Genomic DNA, 17,897 nt, shown 5'->3' with positions numbered 1-17,897 from the left:
CCACGCTCCTTTTAGTCGCTCGCAATGAGACACAATTCACAAAAAAATAAGCTCACTAAAACAGGAGAAACTAATGAGTTGTTTAAGGAAGAAAAGTTTTGAATCAGTAAAAGAGATAGGCAGCTCAAGCGGTCTTAGCAAGACGCTTGGAGCATTCGATTTAATATTACTGGGTCTTGGTGCAATGATCGGCACAGGCGTATTCGTCGTTACCGGTATAATTGCTGCTAAATATTCAGGACCTGCAGTAATGTTATCTTATGCGATTGCAGGTATTACCTGTATCTTTGTAGCGCTTGTTTATACTGAACTTGCTGCAATGCTTCCGACATCAGGAAGTATTTACACTTATTCCTATGTAGCATTTGGCGAAGTATTTGCTTGGATGATCGGTAGTGTTATAATATTAGAACTTGGTGTTGCTGCAGGAATAGTAGCTGCAGGCTGGTCGGGCTACGTACAAGGAATACTAGCAGCAGGTGGAATCAATTTACCGAAAGAATTAACTACTGTACCGACAAACGGCGGTATAATAAATTTACCGGCATTTTTAATCTCGGGATTTATTGGATTTATTTTATATTTAGGTACTAAAGATAGTAAGAGACTAAATGCAATTTTAGTTTTCATAAAAATGGCTGCAATATTTGTATTTATACTCGCTGCTGCCCCTCATTTTGATGCTACTAACTGGAGTAATTTTATGCCTTTCGGTTTTAGTAATGTTTTAGTAGGTGCGTCTATTTTATTCTTAGCTTTTACGGGTTTTGGAACGATTGCAACCGCAGCTGAGGAGTGTAAAAACCCAAAACGCGATATAATGATCGGTATTATTGGCTCACTTGTTCTAACTACTATAGTTTATGTAACGATGGCAGGGCTTGTTACCGGTATTGCACCTTTTGATCAGTTAAATAACGATCAACCGCTTGCTTATGCTTTAACTATCAATAATAGCAAGATCGGCTCTGCTATTGTTGCAACCGGAGCAGTTTGCGGTATGATGACGGTGTTGATGATGAATATTTACGGTACTTCTCGTATTTTTTATGCTATTGCACGTGACGGTTTACTACCGAAAAGTTTTGCAAAGCTGCACCCAAAATATGATAGTCCGTATATTATGATTATAATATTTGCTTCTTTAGCCGCTATCCTTGGAGGATTTTGTTCTACGGAATTATTAACGCAATTAACTTCAATGGGAGCTCTTATTGATTATATAACCGTTACAATAATAGTGGTATTATTTAGGGTAACGCTACCTGATGCTCAAAGACCTTTTAGATGTCCTTTAGTATTTATTATCGTACCGTTTATTTTAATTGCTTGTGCATATTTACTATTTATTCAAATATATGACGGTGAATTTAATCTATTAACCGCAGGTCGTGCATTAATATATTGGTTTATTATAATATTTGTTTTATATATTATAAGATCGTTTTTTATGCAAAAAGAGCAGAATTAAGAGGGGGCTATCCGTCATTGCGAGCGAACGTAGAGAGCATGGCAATCTCATGAAGTAGTACAAAATTCCTGAGATTGCCACGTCAAGGCTTTGCCTCTCCTCGCAATGACGAGTTAGTAGTATCCACGCAACAAAACAAAATTAACCAAATGACTGAAAAACTACAACCACTCCGAGGAATGAAAGATCTCTTGCCGGATGATTATAAAGTTCACGACTATATAATTAACAAAGCAAGAGATGTTGGAGTATTGTACGGCTATAAACAAATGAGTACTCCTATTTTGGAGTATACTAAAGTCTTTAACCGTTCGATGGGTAAAAGCTCTGACGTAATCAGCAAAGAAATCTATAGTTTTTTAGATAAAAGCAATGATTCCGTAGCATTACGACCTGAATTTACAGCATGTATTATAAGAAGCCTCATCTCAAACGGATTACAACATAAATTACCATTAAAGTTTTTCTCTACCGGTCCTGTTTTTCGTTATGATAGACCGCAAGCAGGGCGTCAAAGACAATTTCACCAACTAAATTATGAGTATATCGGTGCTAAAGGAGCAATTACTGATGCTGATACTTTGAAGTTAGCCGTTGATATATTAAAAGCACTCGAAATAGAGCAGGATACTACCTTAGAGCTTAACTCTCTTGGATGTAATGAATCAAGAAGCGTTTATCAGCAAAAATTAGTAGAATATCTAAATGATTTTAAAGATCAATTATCAGAAGAAAGCAAAATAAGGTTATCCAAAAATCCAATGCGGATACTTGATTCTAAAAGTGAGACCGATCAGAAAATAATAGCAAACGCACCGGTTTTATCTGAATATTACACTGATGAATCCAAAGAATATTTTGAGGAGTTAATAAAGTATCTAGATATTTTAGGTGTGAAATATAGTATAAATCCACGCTTGGTTAGAGGGCTTGATTATTATTGCCATACTGCTTTTGAATTCACTACAAAAAAGCTAGGGAGCCAATCTACTATTCTAGCCGGTGGACGTTATGACGGGCTTGCTAAAATCATGGGTGATAACGATGATGTGCCGGCTATCGGTTTTGCTGCCGGTATTGAGCGAATTGCTTTAATGCGGGAATATAATATATCTGAAGTTAAGCCGGTATTTGTATTACCTATAGGCAAAAATAATATTTGCTATGCTTTAGAAATTGTAGATAAATTGCGAACAGAAAATATTGCTATTATCATAGAATCCCTAGGTAAAATAGCTAAAAGAATGCAACGCATTTTTAATGAAAATGCTAAATTTATTATTTTTATAGGTGACGAAGAGCAGGCGAATAATAACTTAAAAATTAAAGACTTACAAAAAGAAGAAGAATATATAGTAGATTTTGCAAAAGCTCTTGAGCTATTGAAGAAATAAGATTTTTTATTGTTATACCGTGAACCTTCCATGGTATCCATCAAAACTAACTTTAAGTAATAAGCATTTATGAATCTTGCCACAAGCTCGGCATTGCCCGCATGGCTCTTATGTTATGCCTGCATAGGTCTTGTTGTGTGGATACTGAAGGTCGTCATTGCAAGGAAAAACTGTAAGTTTTGACGAAGCAATCCAGTAAAAAATTCTGATTTACAGAATTTTTTTATTATTGTTTTGGACTGCCACGCAGTCTACGACTGCTCGCAATGATGGGCGGTATCTATGCAACAATGCCTTCGCAGGAATGACATAAAACGAGCCATGCAACAAGACTTGCAGTTGTTCACAATGGCGATTAGGTGTCTATACAATAACACCATTTAACCACGACATCTAAAAATATGATTATTATAAACGATTTAGCCATGAGTTATGGTACAAGAATACTATTTACCGATGTAAATTTGCATATTAAAAACAATAAACGATATGGTTTAGTAGGTGCCAACGGAGCAGGTCAAACAACTTTTTTCAAAGTCTTAACTAAGGAAGAAGAGCCAGCTTTCGGTGAGATTAACATACCAAAAAACTCTAAAATAGGTTATTTAAAACAAGATCAGTTTCTTTATGATAAAATTATAGATACGGTAATAGCATGGAAGAAGGAGTTATGGAAAGCTTTACAGGAAAAAGAAGAGATATTAAATCGGCAGGAATGTAGCGATGAAGATGGGTATAAGTTTGGTGAACTTGAACAGGTAATATACTATAATGACGGTTATACTGCTGAAATTTTTGCAGCTAGCTTGCTTGTAGGTCTTGGAATAGCCGAAAAATACTATTATGAGCCGCTTTCTGCGTTGTCAGAAGGTTATAAGCTTCGTGTATTACTCGTACAAAGTCTATTTAATAATCCCGATATTTTACTACTCGACGAACCGACAAACCATCTTGATATTATTGCAATATATTGGCTTGAGAATTATTTAAAAAACTCTTTTAAAGGAATATTAATTTTTATATTGCATGATTTAGTTTTTTTAAATAATGTCGCAACGGATATTTTGGACATAGATTATGGAGAAATAAAACTGTATACGGGCAATTATGATAATTTTGTTCAAGAAAAGCAGATAATAGCTGCTCAGAAGCTAAGCAAGCGAAATTTCTTAGAAAAGAAAATAGAAAATATGCAGGCTTGGGTTGATAAATTTGGAGTAGGGACGAGAGCAAGGCAAAGTGCCTCCCGAGAAAAGCAGTTAGAGAAAATAGAATCGGATATACAGAAATCTTCAAGAATTAGTCCGTTATTTAGATTTAAGCAGCTAAGCAATTCAGGAAAATTAGTATTAAAAATATAACTAAAGATTTTGAGAATAAGCAAATATTAAATAAAGTTAGTTTTAACGTATCATGAGGAGAAAAAATTATTATTATCGGTGTAAACGATATCGGTAAATCTACTTTATTAAAAATCTTAATGAATAAAATATCAGCAGATCAAGGTAGCTATGAGTGGGGATATGAATCGCAAATAGCTTATTTCGCTCAAGACCATCATGAGCTACTTAATGAAAATATTAGTATTATTGATTGGCTTAAAAGGCAATCTGAAAAAGAAATGGGAAATACAATTAGAAATACGCTCGGACAAGTATTATTTCGTAGTGATGAAGTAAATAAAAATATTTTAAGTTTAAGCGGCGGTGAGGGGGCAAGATTATTACTTGCTAAAATTATGCTAGAAAAAAGTAATATTTTGGTTCTTGATGAACCGACAAATCATCTTGATATAGAGTCAAGAGAAGCTCTTAAAAAATCTCTAATTGATTTTGATGGTACGGTAATATTAGTAACGCACGATCGGAATTATTGCTCTTTCCCATAGGAAAAAGATTGTTGATTTTAAAGGTAAATATGATAATTATATTGAGAAATACGGCAACGATTATTTAAGTTCTACTACAAAATTATCCTAAGTTTTAGGCATTGCTCATTAAATATAGATATCGTCATTGCGAGCAGCCATAGGCTGCGTAGCAATCTCGTCAAATATCCTGAGATTGCTTCGTCAATTGCTATGCAATTTCCTCGCAATGACGATAAAAATCGAGTCATACAACAAAGCAGAATCTTAAAGTTAATCACTCCACATTATAAAACTCCAAATGATGACCGCTAATAAACTTTTTTATTTCAGCATGGTTACCATACTCATCAACATTTAATAATAACCCTTGTTCATTAAAATATAATATATTCGTAAATAATCAGTCATCACAGTCCCACTTAGCTTTAAAAGCATTTTCCTTAATAAGTTTCACTCCGTTTACTCCGTGTTTGTGATATATTATTCCTTTTTTTAAAGCAGAAACAAAAGAGGTAACTTTACTTTTATAAAAGGTGTTATAGATTTTTTTAGACATTGTACCGTAACAATTAAATCCTCTATATTTGCCAAGAAATTTATCTGTACCTTTTGTTATTTCCTGATTATCAATTTTAATTTGACCTTCTTTAGGAATATTCCAAGAATTATTATTGAAGTTGCTAATCTTTTGAATGGCTAGATAAAATTCATGTTTCTTTTTTAGTTGATAATATTGATAGATTTTTTTTGTATCATATTGAAGGGTTAATTGTTCTAAGTTTTCTATTGGCTTATTATCGGGGGAATAGCTTGCAATAATCCCTTCTTGTTTTTTTGACTTCATTTACTTGCATATTCTTGTACTTTTTTGGGTTATTATTTAATAAGGCGGTAACTACTCCAATTTCTAAAGTGTTTTCATTGCAAGAATCATTTTGCAGAGCATTTTCAACATTTTGGGAAATCTTTTCAGATTTTTCAGAAGTTAATTTAGTCTCGTTATCTGCTATTAAACCGGTGTTAACGGCGTTAAGAACCTATGCTTTTTCATTGGACGTTAGAGTATTATTTTTCGGTAACGGGACTGTTGCGAGATGAGAGGATAGCAGGTATAATTAAAAAAAACAAAAAATATGTTCATATGTCTGAGTATCAAATGATAATGGTAAGTTTAGATGAGTTAATAAGTGTGGATCATCAATATCGTAAATTCAAAAGTTTATTCAATTTTAAAGCAGTTGAAGCTGAGTTATTAGCAGTAGAATGCGAAGCTAACTATAAAGGCTATGGTATAGTGAGGCTGTTTAAATGTTTGCTGCTGCAATTTATGGAAGACTTATCGGATCGGGAATTGGAACGTTATTTAGCTGATAGCACAGCGGCAAAATGGTTTTGTGATTTTGCTCTTACAGAGAAGACGCCTGATTATAGTGTATTTAGTAAAATACGTAAAAAAATAGGCACTAATTTACTATCAAAAATATTTGTAAAATTCCGAGATCAACTACGAGCACAAGGCTATATGGGTGAAGTATTTACCTTTGTAGATGCTTCTCATTTAATCTCAAAAGCTAATCTTTGGGAGGAACGTGATAAACTAAGAACACAAAAATATGATAAATTGAATAATGAGACTCTGCCTAAGGTTGTAAAGGATAAACAAGCTAAAATTGGCTGTAAGGGAGCAAATAAATTTTGGTATGGTTATAAAAAACATGTGAGTGTCGATATTCAATCAGGAATGATCAATAAGGTTGCAGTTACCCCTGCAAATGTTACTGATAGCAAAGGTTTTAAGCATGTTATGCCAAGCTCCGGTGCTACATATGTTGATAAAGGTTATTGTACAATCTCTGCCAAGAATGCAGCAGCTAAAAAGGGGTTCCATCTTTGCTCAATAAAGAAAAATAATATGAAAGATAAGAATTTTGACCTTGATAAATATTATACGAAAATCAGAGCACCTTTTGAGAGGGTATTTTCAAAAGATAATAAACGGGTTAGATATATAGGAATTGCCAAAAATCAATTCTCTGAATTTATGAATGCCATATGTTTTAATTTAAAACGATTAGTGGTTTTAACAACTTTAATAGCTTAGAGAAATTTGTTAATAAAAATCCTAACTCTGTAAACAAATCTCTATTAAATTACTATACTATTGAATAAATTTTATCTCAATATTAAACAGAATTTCTTTTTAAAAATATTTGGACAGAGCTAAATATTTATTTATCTGTTTTCCTCTCATTTTACTATTAAAAATTATCTCGCAACAGTCCCACAAAGGTTAGCAGAACAGGTAACGGTAGATGAGATAACAAGAATAGAGCAGCGTTCATTATATTTAGAAAGTATAAAATAATTATAATAAAGTTTGTTAACTGTTACGATTATGTTATTGCCTAGAAACGGTTGATGTCGTCATTGTAAGCGACTAAAGGCCTTGTTGTATGGCTCGTTTATGTCATTTCCACGTAAGCGGGAATCCAGTAAAAAATGCTAAAACAAAGAAAATTACATAAAAATTTAGTATATAATTTGCTTAAAAAACTAGATTCCTACTTTCGCAGGAATGACATCGGCATCCGTGCAACAATGCCCCGCAGCAATGACATCGGTAACTTAGAAACAATGCCACGATTATAAATACAAGCAATCCTTGAAAGAAATTTATTATGTCTCTATTATTAAATATAATTCATTAAATTTAAGGCTAAGTAATCGTGACTGATAAATCTTCTTCTAATTTAGTACCGGTAAATATCGAAGATGAGATGAAAGTATCTTATCTTGATTATGCTATGAGCGTTATAGTCAGTAGAGCTATACCGGATGTTCGGGACGGCTTAAAGCCGGTACATCGCCGAATTATCTATTCCATGCATGAAGCCGGTAATCATGCTAGTAAACCTTATAGAAAATCCGCTAGAATAGTCGGTGACGTGATGGGTAAATACCATCCGCACGGCGATAGTGCTATTTACGATGCGTTAGTACGTATGGCACAAGATTTTTCCTTGCGTTTACCGCTTGTAGACGGGCAGGGTAATTTCGGCTCGATGGATGGTGATGCGGCGGCAGCAATGAGATATACCGAATCTCGAATGGCCAAAGTTTCGTATAAGCTCGTAGAGGATATCGATAAAGAGACTGTCAGCTTTAACCCTAATTACGATGGTTCTGAAGAAGAGCCTTCCGTACTTCCTGCAATGTTTCCCAATTTATTGGTGAACGGTAGCGGAGGTATTGCGGTCGGTATGGCAACTAATATCCCGCCTCATAATCTTGGTGAGGTTATCGATGCGTGCTGTTTATATATAGATAATAACGATATAGAAATATTAGATTTACTTGAAGTTGTTAAAGGACCGGATTTTCCTACAGGTTCAATGATTTTAGGCATTAGCGGTATTAGATCGGCATATCTTACCGGTAGAGGTAGTATCATTATGCGAGGTCGAGCCGAGATTGAGAATATCGGTAATGGCCGTCAAGCAATTATTATTACCGAAATACCGTATATGGTAAATAAGGCAAGGCTCGTTGAGAAAATCGCTGAAATGGTTAAGGAAAAGCGTATAGAAGGTATAAGTGATTTACGTGATGAATCAAATAAAAACGGTGTAAGGATTTTTATTGAGTTAAAGAAAGACGTAGTTGCTGAAGTAGTCTTAAATCAAATATACGCATGTACGCAGCTACAAACTAGCTTCGGTGTTATTATGCTTGCTCTTAAAGATGGGCTACCGAAAGTGATGAATTTGAAAGAAGTAATTGCAGCTTTCGTTAGTTTTAGGGAAGTAGTAATTACTAACCGTACTATATATTTACTCAATAAAGCAAGAGATAGAGCTCATATTTTACTAGGACTAACTATTGCCGTTAGTAATATCGATGAAATAATACGTATTATTAAAGCTTCAAATGACCCGCATGCAGCTAAACAAGAATTAATGGCTCGTCAGTGGGAAACATTAAATATCCTACCTCTTGTAAAGTTGGTTGATGATAAAGCAATGTTAAACGAGCAGGGTAAATGTAACTTTACCGAATTGCAAGCTAAGGCAATCTTAGAAATGAGATTGCAACGCCTGACCGCTATGGAGAAAAACAAGCTTGAAGAGGATTTAAAGAACCTCACTACGGAAATCACCGAATATCTTAATATACTCGGCTCTCGTACAAGGTTACTTGAAATTTTAAAGGAAGAGCTCATTAAAGTTAAAGAAGAATTTGCGACTCCTCGTCTTACTTCAATTGAATTCGGCGAATTTGATCAAGATATAGAAGATTTAATTCAGCGTGAAGAAATGGTTGTAACCGTAACGCTTGGTGGGTATATCAAGCGTGTACCTCTAAGTAGCTATCGTGCGCAAAAACGTGGCGGTAAAGGAAGATCAGGGCTTTCAATGCGTGATGAAGATATTACCACGCAAGTTTTTGTCGGTAGTACCCATACTCCTATGTTGTTCTTCTCAAATATCGGTCAGGTTTATAGTTTAAAACTGTATAAACTGCCTTTAAGTAATCCGCAGGGTAAGGGTAGACCGATGGTTAATATATTACCGTTGAAAGCAAATGAGCATATTACGAATATTATGCCGCTACCTGAAAATCAGGATGAGAGGGATAATTTAAACATTATGTTCGCAACTGCCAAGGGTAATATCAGAAGAAGCGATTTATTAGATTTCAAAAAGCTTCAGTCGAACGGTAAAATTGCTATTAGGCTTGATGAGGACGATAAATTAATAGATGTAAAACCATGTAAAGAAGACGAGCATATTTTACTTGCTACCAAAGCCGGTAAAGCTTTAAGATTCCCTGTTGAATCGCTGCGTGTTATTAAGAGTCGTACTTCTGATGGGGTACGAGGTATGAAGCTTGCCAAAGAGGATTCCGTAATTTCTATGACTGTGCTTAAAGGTATTAGTAGTACAAAAGAGGATAGAGATGCTTATTTATCCGTGCCGTGGGAGCAGAGATTAGAGATTGCTAAAGGTGAGGCGTTTAATCCTGAAGAACTTGGCGTAAGCTTAACTGCCCCGGCTGTTGTAGAAATGGCAAATTCCGAAGAATTCATTTTAACCGTAACTGAGAACGGTTTTGGTAAGAGAAGCTCAGCTTATGGCTATAGAATTACTGACCGTGGCGGTAGCGGTATAATCAATATGGATATTAACGACAAAACTGGTTTAGTCGTCGGTGTTATGCCGGTTAAAATGGATGATGAGTTAATGCTGATTACCAATAGTGGTAAGTTAATTCGCTGTAAACTTGAGTCAGTACGTATTACGGGACGTAACACTAGCGGCGTAATCCTATTTAAGCTAGATGATGGTGAAAAAGTCGTGTCTGTCTCTTTAATTGCTGAAACTGCTGAAAGTGAAGAAGATAGTGAGTTAGAGGAAGAGGGATTAGAGCAATCTGAAGAGGTGTAAGGGCTGAGGCGTTGTTATTCCCGCATAGCTCTTAAAAAGCTCTCGATGTCATTCTTGCGAAAGCATTTTGCATAGATACCTAAGTAGTCATTGCGAGGAGGTATTGTTGCGTGGACCGGTAAAACCCACTTATCACCCCGTGGTCAAGCCACGGGATGACAGAGGTGAAATTGCTTCACGCAACAATGCCTCCTCGCAATGACGTTAATTTATTAATTGATCTGCTTTTAGTTAACAATACCCCCCAAAGAACTTCTAGAAAAGTATTGCAACAATAATTTTTCTCTCTATAATAACTGTATATTGAATTTATGAATATGCAAATATTAACTTTCCAGTCTTTTTTTACTACTACAACCGGTCTAAGCCGGTAACAATATCTCATCTTTCTTTTAATTATATCCATCTATTTAAATTAACTAATTATTATTATAGGTAAGTTTTATGTTGTGTAAAATGCCACTTATTTTAATGGCTATTATCATAGCTATCATATTGTTAAACCCACTAATGAGTTTAGAAGTACAAAGGTTATTGTATTCAATAAGTCTATCTATTAAATCTATAATTGGATTATTTCTACCTTTATTTTTGGTTTACTTTTTAAATCTGTTGTAATGCTAGCCAAAGATGCAACACGTATAGTTTTCTTAATATTATTACTAGTATGTGGGTCTAATGTTTGTTCTAGTCATTATGTAGGTATATACATGTATCAATTCGCTTTATCAATGATCTCTCCTATAGAAAATGATAGCTTAAAGCCTTTATGATTGCTTAATTTTCCTAATATTATTGCTAATGATAAAATCGTATTTAGTAGTATTATCTTAGGCTTTATTTCCTCAAAATTGTGTGCTGAAGTTGCAATTGGATTGGCTTGTAAGCTAGAAGCATTTGTTGCAAAAATATTGCGATTGTTGATCTATATAATTCCCTTATTTATAATGGGCTTTATCGTAAAACTACAGTTTGATGAAGTATTAGATATAATTATTAAAGATTATATGTTCATTTTTGTGACGATCGTATTTGCTCAGTTTGGTTATATCTTTCTTGCTTATTTTATTTTAAGTAACTGTCGAGTTAAGGAATTCATAGCTAGCCTTAGTAATATGATGCCAGCGTCTATAAGTGGATTTAGTGCAATGTCTAGTGTTATAAGTATGCCACTTAGTATAATAGGAGCGGAAAATAATACAAATAATAAAGCACTCGCTCGTACCGTTGACCAATAACAGTCAATATTCATCTTGTTGGCGATTGTTTTGCCATACCGATTTTGGCTTATACTATACTAAAAAGTTATGGATTAGCTGAACCTACTTTATTTAATTATTTTATTTTTACTTTTTATTTTGTATTGGCAAAATTTTCAGTAGCAGCTATACCAAGTGGTGGAATTATTGTAATGTTTCCTATACTTGAACAATATCTAGGTTTTAATACTAATATGATGTCTCTGATTACAGCTCTTTATATCTTATTTGATCCTGTGATCACTTGTGCTAATGTTTTAGGAAATGGTGTTTTTGTTAAACTGATAGATAATATATATTAGTGTAACTCAGAAAGCTTAATTTAAGCAAATTTGCATAGAGCAAGTCATGTTCCACCGTGGGCATTAATAAATATTTTAGCAATAGGACGAGGTTTCTCAAAATACTCTAGGTTCTTGCGTGCAGAAAATTAAATTATTTGTATTGTTAGATATTTTTGAGCAAAAATTAATAAGAACGCAAGAGCCTAATATCTCTTTTTCTTTTAAAGTAATTGTTGAATTATCTATATTTGATAAATTAGATATTTGTGTTCCTTGAATTATTATTTTTTACGAAGAATTAGTGAATTTTTTAACCAAATCTCAAATATTAGATAATTGATTTAAAAGAGAAAAAGCATATAATCTTTGTGTGGAAAGTGATATATTGGTAATAAATTATGATGTGGTTATTAATTGCGATTGGTTTAACCGTTGCGGTTCTTATTATAGGAGTAGTATCGATGGCTATCGGAGGAAAGTTTGATAAGAAATTTAGTTCAAAGTTAATGACTTTAAGAGTTTTTTTTCAGGCAGTTGCTATATTTTTATTGATTATAATGTATTTTTATAAAGTTAATTTATAAATGTCTGAAAATAACTCAAAAGCTACTTAATCGATTTCTCTAATTTCTTCACGTAATTCTTCCCATTTGTCTAAAATTTCTTCTAATGTAACTTCTGCGACTTTTTTCGCTCCATCTTCAAAGTCCTTTAAATCTCTAATCAGTTTCTCTAGCTTTAATAATGAAATTTTTTTTTCATTATACTGATCGCTACAATGTTCTTCGAGTTGTTCGGCAATTTCTTCAATATCACCCCAATGCATGATTATTCCTCCTTAATTTTATGCAAGCCTTATTTATTAAACATGTTATCTGATATTTGCTATTATTTTGTACTAAATATTATTAATTCGACAAATTATTGCAAATAGGTAAGTTTATTATGCAACTATTGCCGGAATTAGGCAGGTTTGCTTTCTTTACATTTTGGTGATTTTATAGTATATTAAAATAAAATATTAAGATTTAATTATTATGTCAATATTACCGATAGTAACGGCACCTGATGAAAGATTAAAGCAGAAATCTCAGCCGGTTTTAGAGTTTACCGATCACACACGAAAATTTATGGATGATATGCTTAAAACTATGTACCATGAAGACGGTGCAGGGCTTGCAGCAGTACAAGTAGGGGTATTGAAACGTATTTTAGTAATTGATATAAAAGATCATGATTCGGTAGCAAGACCAAAAGATTTTTATCCGCTTTTTATAGTGAATCCTGAAATAATAGAAAAATCAGAAGAGCTAGTTGCGGTTAACGAAGGTTGTATCTCATTACCGGAGCAACGTATTGAGGTCGCAAGACCGGAATCTATAAAGATTCGGTATTTAGACTATCATGGTAAATCGCAAAAGCTTAAAGCAAATGATTGGCTTGCAAGAGTTATCCAGCATGAGTATGATCATTTAGAAGGTAAGCTTATGATTGATTATTTAAGTAATTTAAAACGAGATGTAGTACTTCGTAAGCTTAAGAAACTCAAAAATAATATAGTGTGAAAGTAATCTTTATGGGAACGCCTGAATTCGCTGTTCCCGCTCTTAAAAAACTTATAACTCATCACGAAGTTAAAGCTGTTTTTACACAGCAGCCTAAAGCTAAGGGCAGAGGACTTAACTTAGCTAAATCGCCAATACATCAATTAGCATTTGAGCATCAAATTCCTGTTTATACTCCTTCTACTCTTCGTAATGATGAAGTAATAAATCTAATTAATAAAGTTAATGCTGATATTATAGTTGTTATTGCATATGGTTTTATTGTGCCGAAAGCTATATTAGAAGCTAAGAAATACGGCTGTCTTAATATCCATCCATCCGATTTGCCTCGTCACAGAGGAGCGGCTCCTCTGCAGCGTACTATTATAGAGGGTGACCGGAAAAGTAGTGTATGTATTATGCGTATGGATACAGGGCTTGATACAGGTGATATATTTATGAAAGAAGATTTTGATTTAGAAGAAAGAACAACATTGGAAGAACTGCATAACAAATGTGCAAATCTCGGAGCGGAGTTATTAATTAAAACACTTGCAAATATCGATAATATAGTACCAATAACACAGCCAAGTGATGGTGTTACGTATGCTCATAAATTAACTAAAGAAGAAGGAAAAATTAATTGGCATGAATCCGCATATAAAATAGATTGTAAAATAAGGGGCATGAATCCTTGGCCCGGAGCATATTTTAGTTATAATGATAAAATAATTAAAATCCTTGAAGCAGAATATTTAAATGCGGATCATCACTTTACTTCCGGTACCGTTATTAGCGATAAGCTGGAAATAGCTTGTGGAAGCGGTATATTAAGAGTGAAAAAACTTCAGCAAGAGAGTAAAAAAGCTTTGAATATAGAAGAATTTTTACGTGGTACAAATATTTTAAAAGATACAGTATTAAAATAAGAGTATTATTATGGGTAAAGATAAAAAAGAAGTTAGGTTTAATGATAATTGAGACGTTAAGGAGTTTACCTCAAAGCTTGAAAAGAATAATGATATTTATTCTGTAAAAAGGAAAGTCATTAATATAGTAGATGATGAAGTAGAGGATCAAACTAAGCTACTTACGGAAACTCAATTTTTTGTGAAAAAAACTCCACATGGTAAAACATCTCAATATGAAATTAGCGGCTTTATTAATAAAGCAGGCAAACATATAAACAATCCAAAGCAAATAAAAGAAATTTCAAAATTATACGCTCATGCCGTATTTGCTGATTTACAGAAAAATATTTTAGGTACATTTGATAAGAACGGTAATTTAAGTATAACTAAAGATTTTGCAATTGATGAAAATCCAGTCTTTAGAAAAGACGGTAAATTATTGTTGGTTAAAACTCAAAGCGGTTTGGTAAACAGAGAAGGAGAAATGACAGCAGTAAATCATGTTTTACAAAAAGGCAGATTTTTGTTGGAAGATTTAGGCGGTAAGGTAGATACAAAATTAGGGACCGCAAATCTAAACAAAAAGCCGACAAAGCCTACTTTAAAAAGAGGTTAAAATAACTTTAAGCTCTCTCATAAGAAATAAAATTAAAATTATTTGAAATTAGTGTTTGACAAGCTTTAAAAATATAGATATAAAATCATCACACAAAGTTTGAAACGTAAAACTTTGTAGCTGTTTAAAAAGTTGATAAAGCTAAAAACTAAATACACCGCGATAATAAAAATTTATATCGTGAGTAGATGCTGAAAATAATTGTGAAATTAATTCTGTATGCATTGTGTAATCTCAAGTTAAAAGCGTAAGTAAATATAATAAGAGCATTTGGTGGATGCCTTGGCACTAGAAGGCGATGAAGGACGTAATACGCTGCGATAAGCTTCGGGGAGTTGCGAATAAACTTTGATCCGAAGATTTCCGAATAGGGAAACCCACCTAATTTATTAGGTATTGTATAGTGAATACATAGCTATATGAGGCAAACCCAGCGAACTGAAATATCTAAGTAGCTGGAGGAAAGGACATCAACCGAGACTCCGTTAGTAGTGACGAGCGAACGCGGACCAGGCCAGTGGCTTCAAAAAAATAACTAAAACAACATGGAAAGGTTGACCATAGAGGGTGATAGTCCCGTATAGGTAAAAAGTTTGAAGTCCTTGAGTAAGGCGGGACACGTGAAATCCTGTTTGAACATAGGGGGACCACCCTCTAAGCCTAAGTACTCTCTAGTGACCGATAGTGAACAAGTACCGTGAGGGAAAGGTGAAAAGTACCCCGACAAGGGGAGTGAAATAGTATCTGAAACCAAATGCTTACAAGCAGTCGGAGCAAGCGTATTTATATGTCTTGTGACGGCGTACCTTTTGTATAATGGGTCAGCGACTTAGTTTATCTAGCAAGCTTAAGCCGTTAGGTGTAGGCGTAGCGAAAGCGAGTCTGAATAGGGCGTTTAGTTAGATGAATTAGACCCGAAACCGGGTGATCTAGTCATGGCCAGGTTGAAAGCGGAGTAAAATCCACTGAAGGACCGAACCCACTACTGTTGAAAAAGTAGGGGATGAGCTGTGGTTAGGGGTGAAAGGCCAATCAAACTCGGATATAGCTGGTTCTCCGCGAAATCTATTTAGGTAGAGCGTTATAGCGATTACCATCGAAGGTAGAGCACTGAATGAGCTAGGGGGTCCCACAGGCTTACCAAACTCAATCAAACTCCGAATGTCGATGAGTACAGCATAGCAGACAGACTATGGGTGCTAAGGTCCATAGTCGAGAGGGAAAAAGCCCAGACCGCCATCTAAGGTCCCTAAATCATGACTAAGTGTTAAAGGATGTGAGAAGACCAAAACAACTAGGATGTTGGCTTAGAAGCAGCCATCATTTAAAGAAAGCGTAATAGCTCACTAGTCTAAATAAGTTTTCTTGCGCCAACAATGTAACGGGGCTCAAGTCATGTACCGAAGATGCGGGTTTATGCATTTGGCATAAATGGTAGCGGAGCGTTCCGTAAGCCTGCGAAGGTGAACCGTAAGGTTTGCTGGAGGTATCGGAAGTGAGAATGCTGACATAAGTAGCGATAAAGAATGTGAGAAACATTCTCGCCGAAAGTCCAAGGGTTCTTGCGTAAAGTTAATCTGCGCAAGGTTAGTCGGCCCCTAAGATGAGGCTGAAAGGCGTAATCGATGGGAATCAGGTTAATATTCCTGAACCTGAAGGATGTGACGAAAATAGTAAATTGTACAGTCTTATTGGATTGATTGTGCGGTGAATATTTTCCAGGAAATAACACCTTCATTATAGACCGTACCCGAAACCGACACAGGTGGACAGGTAGAGTATACCAAGGCGCTTGAGAGAACGATGCTGAAGGAACTAGGCAAATTGCATCTGTAACTTCGGAAGAAAGATGACCTGTATATGGGCAACCATGTGCAGGTGGCACAAGCTAGGGGGTAGCGACTGTTTATTAAAAACACAGGGCTCTGCAAAGTCAATAGACGACGTATAGGGTCTGACGCCTGCCCAGTGCTGGAAGATTAAAAGGAGGGGTGCAAGCTCTGAATTGAAGTCCCAGTGAACGGCGGCCGTAACTATGACGGTCCTAAGGTAGCGAAATTCCTTGTCGGGTAAGTTCCGACCCGCACGAATGGCGTAACGATTTCCCCACTGTCTCCAGTATCGACTCAGCGAAATTGAATTCTCCGTGAAGATGCGGAGTTCCCGCGGTCAGACGGAAAGACCCCGTGAACCTTTACTATAGCTTTGCACTGGTGTTAGGAATCAGATGTGCAGGATAGGTGGAAGACTACGAAGCGAAGGCGTCAGCCTTTGTGGAGTCACCCTTGAGATACCACCCTTTTGGTTCTTGACATCTAACCGAGATCCTTGAATCAGGATCCGAGACAATGCATGGTGGGTAGTTTGACTGGGGCGGTCGCCTCCCAAAGAGTAACGGAGGCGCGCGATGGTTAGCTCAAGTTGGTCGGAAATCAACTTTTAGAGTGTAATGGCATAAGCTAGCCTGACTGCGAGTCTGACAAGACGAGCAGAGACGAAAGTCGGTCATAGTGATCCGGTGGTCCCGAGTGGAAGGGCCATCGCTCAACGAATAAAAGGTACTCCGGGGATAACAGGCTGATGATTTCCAAGCGTCCATAGCGACGAAATCGTTTGGCACCTCGATGTCGGCTCATCACATCCTGGGGCTGGAGAAGGTCCCAAGGGTTCGGCTGTTCGCCGATTAAAGTGGTACGTGAGCTGGGTTTAGAACGTCGTGAGACAGTTCGGTCCCTATCTGCCGTGGGTGTAGGAAGTTTGAGAGGATCTGCCTTTAGTACGAGAGGACCGAGGTGGACGTACCCCTGGTGGACCAGTTGTCGTGCCAACGGCACAGTTGGGTAGCTAAGTACGGAAGGGATAACTGCTGAATGCATCTAAGCAGGAAACCCCCCTCAAAACTAGACTTCCCCATTAGAGCCGTGGAAGACCACCACGTTGATAGGTCGGGTGTGGAAGCACAGTAATGTGTGTAGCTAACCGATACTAATAGCTCGATTGATTTACTTTACTGTGAGATTACATATGCATATAGTGTTAATGTTATAAGAGTGTAGTATCTATTCACAAAGTTATCAGGTTAAATAGCTTTTTATCAACTAATA

15 protein-coding genes, 1 rRNA gene and 4 pseudogenes are annotated in these 17,897 nt (G+C 35.6%); 15 read left to right on the top strand and 5 right to left on the bottom strand.

Annotated elements, in window-relative coordinates; translation table 11 throughout:
* The first annotated feature begins 73 nt into the window (after positions 1-73).
* Both C4Q30_RS03680 and hisS read left to right on the top strand, forming a co-directional pair.
* Complete coding sequence (locus tag C4Q30_RS03680) at positions 74-1,471, top strand: amino acid permease (protein WP_103897234.1); 1,398 nt, start codon at positions 74-76, stop codon at positions 1,469-1,471.
* A gap of 149 nt (positions 1,472-1,620) precedes the next feature.
* On the top strand, positions 1,621-2,865 hold the full coding sequence (hisS, locus tag C4Q30_RS03675) for a histidine--tRNA ligase (protein ID WP_103897233.1): 1,245 nt from the start codon (positions 1,621-1,623) through the stop codon (positions 2,863-2,865).
* A 152-nt stretch (positions 2,866-3,017) separates the two neighbouring features.
* Here the strand turns inward: hisS and C4Q30_RS10690 are convergent.
* Positions 3,018-3,258 (bottom strand): annotated as a pseudogene (locus C4Q30_RS10690) (MFS transporter); the annotation flags it as partial.
* 8 nt (positions 3,259-3,266) lie between these two features.
* Here C4Q30_RS10690 and C4Q30_RS10780 point away from each other — a divergent pair.
* The 3 genes and pseudogenes from C4Q30_RS10780 to C4Q30_RS09625 form a co-directional block, all read left to right on the top strand.
* A pseudogene (locus C4Q30_RS10780) lies at positions 3,267-3,800 on the top strand (ATP-binding cassette domain-containing protein); the annotation flags it as partial.
* An 87-nt stretch (positions 3,801-3,887) separates the two neighbouring features.
* Positions 3,888-4,226 (top strand): hypothetical protein, encoded by a 339-nt coding sequence (locus tag C4Q30_RS10775; protein ID WP_458692643.1) that lies wholly within the window; start codon positions 3,888-3,890, stop codon positions 4,224-4,226.
* Between the two features lie 65 nt (positions 4,227-4,291).
* Positions 4,292-4,753: an ATP-binding cassette domain-containing protein gene (locus C4Q30_RS09625; RefSeq protein WP_342447538.1), complete on the top strand. Its 462-nt coding sequence runs from the start codon at positions 4,292-4,294 to the stop codon at positions 4,751-4,753.
* Between the two features lie 382 nt (positions 4,754-5,135).
* On the opposite strand, the gene C4Q30_RS03660 is transcribed toward C4Q30_RS09625, so the two are convergent.
* Positions 5,136-5,579, bottom strand: coding sequence for a hypothetical protein (locus tag C4Q30_RS03660; protein WP_209445202.1), 444 nt, complete (start codon positions 5,577-5,579; stop codon positions 5,136-5,138).
* Positions 5,530-5,814, bottom strand: a pseudogene (locus tag C4Q30_RS03655) (hypothetical protein); the annotation flags it as partial. The pseudogene C4Q30_RS03655 and the gene C4Q30_RS03660, both read right to left, overlap by 50 nt.
* Positions 5,815-5,876: 62 nt before the next feature.
* Here C4Q30_RS03655 and C4Q30_RS03650 point away from each other — a divergent pair.
* Both C4Q30_RS03650 and gyrA read left to right on the top strand, forming a co-directional pair.
* Complete coding sequence (locus tag C4Q30_RS03650; RefSeq protein WP_103896834.1) at positions 5,877-6,836, top strand: transposase; 960 nt, start codon at positions 5,877-5,879, stop codon at positions 6,834-6,836.
* 625 nt (positions 6,837-7,461) lie between these two features.
* Positions 7,462-10,179: a DNA topoisomerase (ATP-hydrolyzing) subunit A gene (gene gyrA, locus C4Q30_RS03645; RefSeq protein ID WP_103897232.1), complete on the top strand. Its 2,718-nt coding sequence runs from the start codon at positions 7,462-7,464 to the stop codon at positions 10,177-10,179.
* A 419-nt stretch (positions 10,180-10,598) separates the two neighbouring features.
* On the opposite strand, the pseudogene C4Q30_RS09620 reads toward gyrA, so the two are convergent.
* A pseudogene (locus C4Q30_RS09620) lies at positions 10,599-10,834 on the bottom strand (hypothetical protein).
* Positions 10,835-10,952: 118 nt separating this feature from the next.
* Here C4Q30_RS09620 and C4Q30_RS10220 point away from each other — a divergent pair.
* The 4 genes from C4Q30_RS10220 (at position 10,953) to C4Q30_RS03620 (ending at position 12,306) form a co-directional block, all read left to right on the top strand.
* Positions 10,953-11,417, top strand: a complete 465-nt coding sequence (locus tag C4Q30_RS10220; protein WP_280641669.1) for a cation:dicarboxylate symporter family transporter — start codon at positions 10,953-10,955, stop codon at positions 11,415-11,417.
* A gap of 44 nt (positions 11,418-11,461) precedes the next feature.
* Positions 11,462-11,740, top strand: a complete 279-nt coding sequence (locus C4Q30_RS10215) for a cation:dicarboxylate symporter family transporter (RefSeq protein ID WP_103897231.1) — start codon at positions 11,462-11,464, stop codon at positions 11,738-11,740.
* A 118-nt stretch (positions 11,741-11,858) separates the two neighbouring features.
* Positions 11,859-11,999: a peptide deformylase gene (locus C4Q30_RS03625; RefSeq protein WP_103897230.1), complete on the top strand. Its 141-nt coding sequence runs from the start codon at positions 11,859-11,861 to the stop codon at positions 11,997-11,999.
* 121 nt (positions 12,000-12,120) lie between these two features.
* Positions 12,121-12,306 (top strand): twin transmembrane helix small protein, encoded by a 186-nt coding sequence (locus C4Q30_RS03620; RefSeq protein WP_014013979.1) that lies wholly within the window; start codon positions 12,121-12,123, stop codon positions 12,304-12,306.
* Between the two features lie 26 nt (positions 12,307-12,332).
* Here C4Q30_RS03620 and C4Q30_RS03615 read toward each other — a convergent pair whose 3' ends face one another.
* Entirely contained in the window at positions 12,333-12,548 is a 216-nt protein-coding gene (locus C4Q30_RS03615) for a Fe-S cluster assembly protein IscX (RefSeq protein WP_014013980.1), read from the bottom strand.
* 211 nt (positions 12,549-12,759) lie between these two features.
* On the opposite strand from C4Q30_RS03615, the gene def reads away from it, so the two are divergent.
* From def to C4Q30_RS03595, 4 genes are all read left to right on the top strand, one after another.
* Complete coding sequence (gene def / locus C4Q30_RS03610) at positions 12,760-13,287, top strand: peptide deformylase (protein ID WP_103897229.1); 528 nt, start codon at positions 12,760-12,762, stop codon at positions 13,285-13,287.
* Positions 13,284-14,195: a methionyl-tRNA formyltransferase gene (fmt, locus tag C4Q30_RS03605; protein WP_014013982.1), complete on the top strand. Its 912-nt coding sequence runs from the start codon at positions 13,284-13,286 to the stop codon at positions 14,193-14,195. The genes def and fmt overlap by 4 nt, the downstream gene beginning before the upstream one ends.
* Before the next feature lie 181 nt (positions 14,196-14,376).
* Positions 14,377-14,793: a hypothetical protein gene (locus C4Q30_RS03600; protein ID WP_103897725.1), complete on the top strand. Its 417-nt coding sequence runs from the start codon at positions 14,377-14,379 to the stop codon at positions 14,791-14,793.
* A 249-nt stretch (positions 14,794-15,042) separates the two neighbouring features.
* Positions 15,043-17,803 (top strand): 23S ribosomal RNA (locus C4Q30_RS03595).
* Positions 17,804-17,897 lie beyond the last annotated feature (94 nt).

The sequence above is a fragment of the Rickettsia fournieri genome (assembly GCF_900243065.1).
GTDB classification, from domain to species: domain Bacteria; phylum Pseudomonadota; class Alphaproteobacteria; order Rickettsiales; family Rickettsiaceae; genus Rickettsia; species Rickettsia rickettsii.
Note: the sequence above shows the minus strand (reverse complement) of the source record. Positions and strands in the feature narration are given on the sequence as shown.

Coding starts and splice junctions, on each gene's coding strand:
- C4Q30_RS03680 (WP_103897234.1), top strand. CDS start 74: ATGAGTTGTTTAAGGAAGAAAAGTTTTGAATCAGTAAAAGAGATAGGC.
- def (WP_103897229.1), top strand. CDS start 12,760: ATGTCAATATTACCGATAGTAACGGCACCTGATGAAAGATTAAAGCAG.
- hisS (WP_103897233.1), top strand. CDS start 1,621: ATGACTGAAAAACTACAACCACTCCGAGGAATGAAAGATCTCTTGCCG.
- C4Q30_RS03650 (WP_103896834.1), top strand. CDS start 5,877: ATGTCTGAGTATCAAATGATAATGGTAAGTTTAGATGAGTTAATAAGT.
- C4Q30_RS03660 (WP_209445202.1), bottom strand. CDS start 5,579: ATGAAGTCAAAAAAACAAGAAGGGATTATTGCAAGCTATTCCCCCGAT.
- C4Q30_RS03620 (WP_014013979.1), top strand. CDS start 12,121: ATGATGTGGTTATTAATTGCGATTGGTTTAACCGTTGCGGTTCTTATT.
- C4Q30_RS03615 (WP_014013980.1), bottom strand. CDS start 12,548: ATGCATTGGGGTGATATTGAAGAAATTGCCGAACAACTCGAAGAACAT.